This window comes from Streptomyces palmae (assembly GCF_004684805.1).
Classification (GTDB): Bacteria; Actinomycetota; Actinomycetes; order Streptomycetales; family Streptomycetaceae; genus Streptomyces; species Streptomyces palmae.
This window is the reverse complement of sequence record NZ_SRID01000431.1, coordinates 1-5,466: the sequence shown is the minus strand read 5'-3', so window position 1 is coordinate 5,466 and position 5,466 is coordinate 1. Positions and strand designations below refer to the sequence as shown.

At 75.7% G+C, this 5,466-nt stretch carries 5 protein-coding genes; 4 read left to right on the top strand and 1 reads right to left on the bottom strand.

Features of this window, described 5'->3' with window-relative positions:
* On the bottom strand, positions 1–1,170 hold a 1,170-nt coding region (locus E4099_RS28495), incomplete at its 3' end, for a hypothetical protein (RefSeq protein ID WP_135342005.1).
* Positions 1,171–1,323: 153 nt separating this feature from the next.
* Here E4099_RS28495 and E4099_RS28490 point away from each other — a divergent pair.
* From E4099_RS28490 to E4099_RS28475, 4 genes are all read left to right on the top strand, one after another.
* Positions 1,324–2,187 (top strand): Nif3-like dinuclear metal center hexameric protein, encoded by an 864-nt coding sequence (locus E4099_RS28490; protein ID WP_135342004.1) that lies wholly within the window; start codon positions 1,324–1,326, stop codon positions 2,185–2,187.
* Positions 2,184–2,927: a zinc ribbon domain-containing protein gene (locus E4099_RS28485; RefSeq protein WP_209446779.1), complete on the top strand. Its 744-nt coding sequence runs from the start codon at positions 2,184–2,186 to the stop codon at positions 2,925–2,927. Before E4099_RS28490 ends, E4099_RS28485 begins: the two co-directional genes overlap by 4 nt.
* The gene (locus E4099_RS28480; RefSeq protein ID WP_135342003.1) at positions 2,924–4,144 is read left to right on the top strand and encodes a bifunctional RNase H/acid phosphatase; all 1,221 of its coding nucleotides are present in this window, start codon (positions 2,924–2,926) and stop codon (positions 4,142–4,144) included. The genes E4099_RS28485 and E4099_RS28480 overlap by 4 nt, the downstream gene beginning before the upstream one ends.
* Before the next feature lie 155 nt (positions 4,145–4,299).
* Positions 4,300–5,409: a threonine aldolase family protein gene (locus E4099_RS28475; RefSeq protein WP_135342002.1), complete on the top strand. Its 1,110-nt coding sequence runs from the start codon at positions 4,300–4,302 to the stop codon at positions 5,407–5,409.
* Positions 5,410–5,466: the final 57 nt, after the last annotated feature.

The following is a 5,466-nucleotide window of genomic DNA, read 5'->3' as shown; positions in this document are numbered from 1 at the left end:
AGTCCGTACCGCCCCGGCCGCCCCCGCCGGCACTCGTGTCCGTACGGCCTCGCTCGGGCTCGGCACCGCCGTGCCGCGGGCGGTGATGTCGCCGCGTCCGGCCGCCGGGCCCCGGTCGGCGGGGCCCCGTGAGCCGGGGGAGCACATGCGGCGCAGGCCGGGGCGGGTGGTGGCGGTGGCGTGTGGGAGCCACAGTTCGCCGGTGCGGGTCCACAGGCCCGCGTCGGTCAGCCAGCCCTCGGGCGGGAGGATCCGGAACAGCCGCCGGTCGGCGGGGCGCCACAGGCCGACGGCCGTGCCGGTGGGGTCCTCCACGCGGAAGGCGATCGCGCACCCCTCGGGGGCCCGCGCCTGTCCGGGCTGGGCCGCGAACGGCGTGGCCGTGCCCTCGGGGACCCGCAGGCACTCCGGGAAGCGCACCGGGCTGCTGCTGCCCAGCACCCCCCAGCCGAGCCGCTGCTCACCGGGGGCGTCGGAGCGTACGAGCAGCAGTCCGCTGTCCGGGTCGGCCAGCAGCAGTCGGTCCTCGCTGGCCTCGGTGAGCTGGAGCAGCGGGCTGACCCGCCCGCCGTAGGCCAGGTCCACCACCACGGTCTTGGTGCGCCCGTCCAACTCGCGGTCGAGCGCCAGCAGCCGTCCGGCGCGGTCCAGCCAGACCCCGCCCGCGCAGTGGCCGGGCACCTCGGCGACCCGGCGCGGGCCGCCCCCGTCCCCGTACACCAGCCACACCTCGCAGGACCCGGCGCCGGGGGCCAGGGCGTACGCCGCGCGCCCGTCCGGCACCGGCGGCAGCAGCCGCAGCCGGGTGCCGCCGACCGAGCCCAGCGGGCGCTCCGCGGTGCCCTGGCGCGCCGGGTAGAGCAGCGAAAGGGTGTGCAGGTCGGCGACCCGGCGGCTGATCAGCAGCTGTCCGTCGGGGAGCGGCAGTACCTCGCTGTCGGCCTCCTCGGGCTGGGGACCGGGCAGCGGCACCGTGTGGGGCTGGGGACCGTGCAGGGTCCAGCGCTCCGGGTACCGGCCGCCGGTGGCCGCGCAGCGCGCCAACCGTGCGGCGTACGAGCCGTCCGCCGCGATGGCCAGCTCCGGGCGCGGTGGCCGCGCGGGGGCGTCGGCCGCCCCCTCGGCGGTAGGGCCCCGCTCCTCGGCGGTCTCGATGACACAGGCCGTCATTGGTGTACGTCACCTCCGGGAGCAGAACGTAGTTTTCGCGGTTCCGGTCGATGTCCGACAGTTGGGGGTGTTCACACGTAAGGGTGGCCATCACCCGATTCGCCGGAGGACGGCGGGGACACGGTGGCGCGGGGGGCAGGTAGCCTTTCTCCCGTGCCCTCACTCAACGACGTCATCGCCGCGCTCGACGCTCTCTGGCCCCCCGAGCGGGCGGAGCAGTGGGACGCCGTCGGCACCGTCTGCGGGGATCCGCGGGCCGAGGTGGCGCGGGTGCTGTTCGCCGTCGACCCGGTGCAGGAGGTCGTGGAGGAGGCGGTGCGGCTGGGCGCCGACCTGCTGATCACCCACCACCCGCTGTACCTGCGCGGCACCACCACCGTCGCGGCCGACACCTTCAAGGGCCGCGTGGTGCACACCCTGATCAAGAACGACATCGCGCTGCACGTCGCCCACACCAACGCGGACCGGGCCGACCCCGGCGTCTCCGACGCCCTGGCCGGCGCCCTCGACCTGCGAGTCACCGGCCCCCTGGTGCCCGACCCCGGCGACCCCTCGGGCCGCCGCGGCCTGGGCCGCGTCTGCGAGCTGGAGGTCCCGGAGACGCTGGCCGACTTCGCCCGCCGGGCGGCCCAGCGGCTGCCCGCCACGGCGCAGGGCATCCGGATCGCCGGCGACCCGGAGCGCACCGTGCGCACCGTCGCGGTCTGCGGCGGCTCCGGCGACAGCCTCTTCGCCGAGGTGCGGGCGGCCGGCGTGGACGCCTACCTCACCGCCGACCTGCGCCACCACCCCGCCTCCGAGGCCAGTCAGCACAGCCCCGTCGGCCTGGTGGACGCCGCGCACTGGGCCACCGAGTGGCCCTGGACCGAGCAGGCCGCCGCCCAGCTCGACGAGATCTCCGACCGGCACGGCTGGGGTCTGCGCACCCATGTCTCCCGTACGGTCACCGACCCCTGGACCGCCCACGCGGCGTCCGTTGTTCCCCACCCCACCGATTCCCCAGGAGCCCCACACTGAACGCCGCGCCCGCCGACCAGATCCGTCTTCTCGACCTCCAGGCACTCGACCTGCGCCTGGCGCAGCTCGCGCACAAGCGCCGGACGCTGCCCGAGCACGCCGAGATCGACGGCCTGAACGCCGATCTGACGCAGCTGCGCGATCTGCTGGTCGCCGCGCAGACCGAGGAGAGCGACACCGCCCGCGAGCAGACCAAGGCGGAGCAGGACGTGGACCAGGTCCGCCAGCGGGCCGCCCGCGACCAGCAGCGCCTGGACTCCGGCGCCGTCACCTCCCCCAAGGACCTGGAGAACCTCCAGCGCGAGATCGCCTCGCTGGCCAAGCGCCAGGGCGACCTGGAGGACGTGGTGCTGGAGGTCATGGAGCGCCGCGAGTCCGTGCAGGAGCGGGTCGCCGAGCTGACCGGCCGGGTGGAGTCCGTGCAGGCCAAGGCGGACGACGCGACCGCCCGGCGGGACGCGGCCGCCCAGGGCATCGACGCCGAGACCGCGACCGTCACCAAGGAGCGCGAGGTCGTCGCCGGCAGCATCCCGGCCGACCTGCTGAAGCTCTACGACAAGCTGCGCACCCAGCAGGGCGGTGTCGGCGCGGCCCGGCTCTACCAGCGGCGCTGCGAGGGCTGCCGGCTGGAGCTGAACATCACCGAGCTCAACGAGGTGCGGGCGGCTGCCGCGGACACCGTGGTGCGGTGCGAGAACTGCGGTCGCATCCTGGTCCGGACGCCCGAATCCGGTCTGTGATGCGGGAGTTCGTCGTCGAGGCGGACGGCGGGTCCCGGGGCAACCCGGGGCCCGCCGGCTTCGGTGCCGTCGTGCGCGACGCGGCCACCGGGGAGACCCTCGCCGAGACCGCCGAGTACATCGGCACCGCCACCAACAACGTGGCCGAGTACCGCGGGCTGATCGCCGGACTGCGCGCCGCGCACGCGATCGACCCCGCCGCCCGGATCCAGGTCCGGATGGACTCCAAGCTGGTGGTCGAGCAGATGTCCGGCCGCTGGCAGGTCAAGCACCCCGGCATGCGCCCGCTCGCCGCCGAGGCCAGGACCGTCTTCCCGGCCGGGCAGGTCGGTTACGAGTGGATCCCCCGCGAGCGGAACAAGCACGCCGACCGGCTCGCCAACGAGGCGATGGACGCGGGCGCCAGGGGCGGCCAGTGGCAGCCCCCGGACCGTCCCGCCGCCCCGGTCGCCGAGACCGCCGACTCCGCCGCGGCCCCCGCCGCCTCGGAGGTCGTCCTGGAACCCGGCCCGATCGCGGAGAGCGGTGCCGCGGTGACCGCCGGGGAGGCCGAGCGCCGCACCCCGCCGGTGGGCTGGGCCGCCCCGGCCGATCTGGGCACCCCCGCCACCTTCGTGCTGCTGCGGCACGGCGAGACCGCCCTCACCCCGCAGAAGCGCTTCTCCGGCAGCGGCGGCGGCGACCCCGAGCTCTCGCCCGCGGGCCGCCGGCAGGCCGAGCAGACCGCCACCGCGCTCGCCGCGCGCGGCACCATCCAGGCCGTGGTCAGCTCCCCGCTCCGGCGCTGCCAGGAGACCGCCGGGGTGGTCGCCGCCCGGCTCGGGCTCGACGTCCGGGTCGAAGAGGGGCTGCGCGAGACGGACTTCGGCGCCTGGGAGGGGCTCACCTTCGGCGAGGTGCGGGAGCGCTACCCGGACGAGCTGACCACCTGGCTGGGCTCCAGCAAGGCCGCCCCGCCCGGCGGCGAGAGCTTCGCCGCCGTCACCCGCCGGGTCTCCGCGGCCCGGGACCGGCTGATCGCCCGCTACGCGGGCCGCACCGTCCTGGTGGTCACCCATGTGACCCCGGTCAAGACCCTGGTACGGCTCGCCCTCGGAGCCCCCGCCGAGTCCCTGTACCGGATGGAGCTGTCCGCCGCCTCGCTGTCGGTGGTGGCCTACTACGCCGACGGCAACGCCAGCGTCCGGCTGTTCAACGACACGGCCCACCTGCGGTAGGCCCGCGGCCGGCCATCGCAGGCAGCCGGCCGCGCCGCCCCGGCGTCGGCCGTCTCAGCGTCCTGGCGTTCAGCGGCCGGCCGTTCCGTGTCCGTGTGCTCCCCGGCCCCGGCCCCGGCGCGTGCGCGGGGTGCCGTACCCGGCAGGATGCCGCCATGGAGTCAACGGAGCAGAAGGAGCGGCGGCTGGCCGCCATCGGCGCGTGCGACCGGGTGCTGTCCCACGCCAAGCGCCCCACCATGCGGGAGCAGCTGGCGCGGATCGCCACCCGCGATCTGGACAGGCTGCCCGACATGTACGGGGACGGGGTGGTCGGCGAACTGGAGCAGCGGGTCGCCGAGCTGCTGGGCACCGAGGAGGCGGTGTTCTTCCCCACCGGGACGATGGCCCAGCAGGTCGCCCTGCGCTGCTGGGCGGGGCGTACCGGCAACCGCACGGTGGCCATCCACCCGCTCGCCCACCCCGAGGTCCACGAGCGGGAGGCGCTGTCCGTGCTGAGCGGGCTGCGGACGGTGCACCCGACCACCGAGCGGCGGATGCCCGACGCCGAGGAGATACGCGGCCTGGACGAGCCGTTCGGCACGCTGATGCTCGAACTCCCGCTGCGCGACGCGGGCTTCCTCCTGCCGACCTGGGAGGAGCTGACCGCGACCGTGGCCGCGGCACGGGAGCGGGAGGCGGTGGTGCACTTCGACGGCGCCCGGCTGTGGGAGACCACCTCGCACTTCGGCCGGTCGCTGCCGGAGATCGCCGAACTCGCGGACAGCGTCTACGTCTCGTTCTACAAGTCGCTGGACGGCCTCGCCGGAGCGGCCCTCGGCGCCCCGGCGGAGCTGGCGGCCGAGGCGAGGGCCTGGCGGCACCGGTACGGCGGGCTGGTGTTCCAGCAGTGGCCGGTGGTGTGCTCGGCGCTGTACGGCCTGGAGCACGAGCTGCCCCGGCTGCCCCGGTACACGGCCCACGCCAAGACCGTCGCCGCGGCCCTGCGCGAGGCGCTCGCGGAGGCGGTGCCGTTCTCCCGGGTGCACCCGGAGGTCCCGCACACCCACCAGTTCCAGGTCTGGCTGCCCTATCCGCCCGAGGTCCTCGACGCGGCGGCGCTGCGGCAGGCGGAGGAGACCCGCACCGCGGTCTTCGGCAGGTGGTTCCCCGGAGAGGTCCCCGGCCTGTCGGTCACCGAGATGACGGTCGCCTCCTCCGCCCTGGAGTGGACCGCGTCCGACGTGACCGAAGCGGTCCACGCGTTCCTGGACCGCCTGAACTGACGGGGGCGGGCGAGGGCGCCCGGTGTGCCGTGGGCGTGCGGGTGTCCGGTGCCGGGC

Excerpts from the sequence above, each read along its gene's own strand:
- E4099_RS28475 (WP_135342002.1), top strand. The coding sequence starts at position 4,300 with ATGGAGTCAACGGAGCAGAAGGAGCGGCGGCTGGCCGCCATCGGCGCG.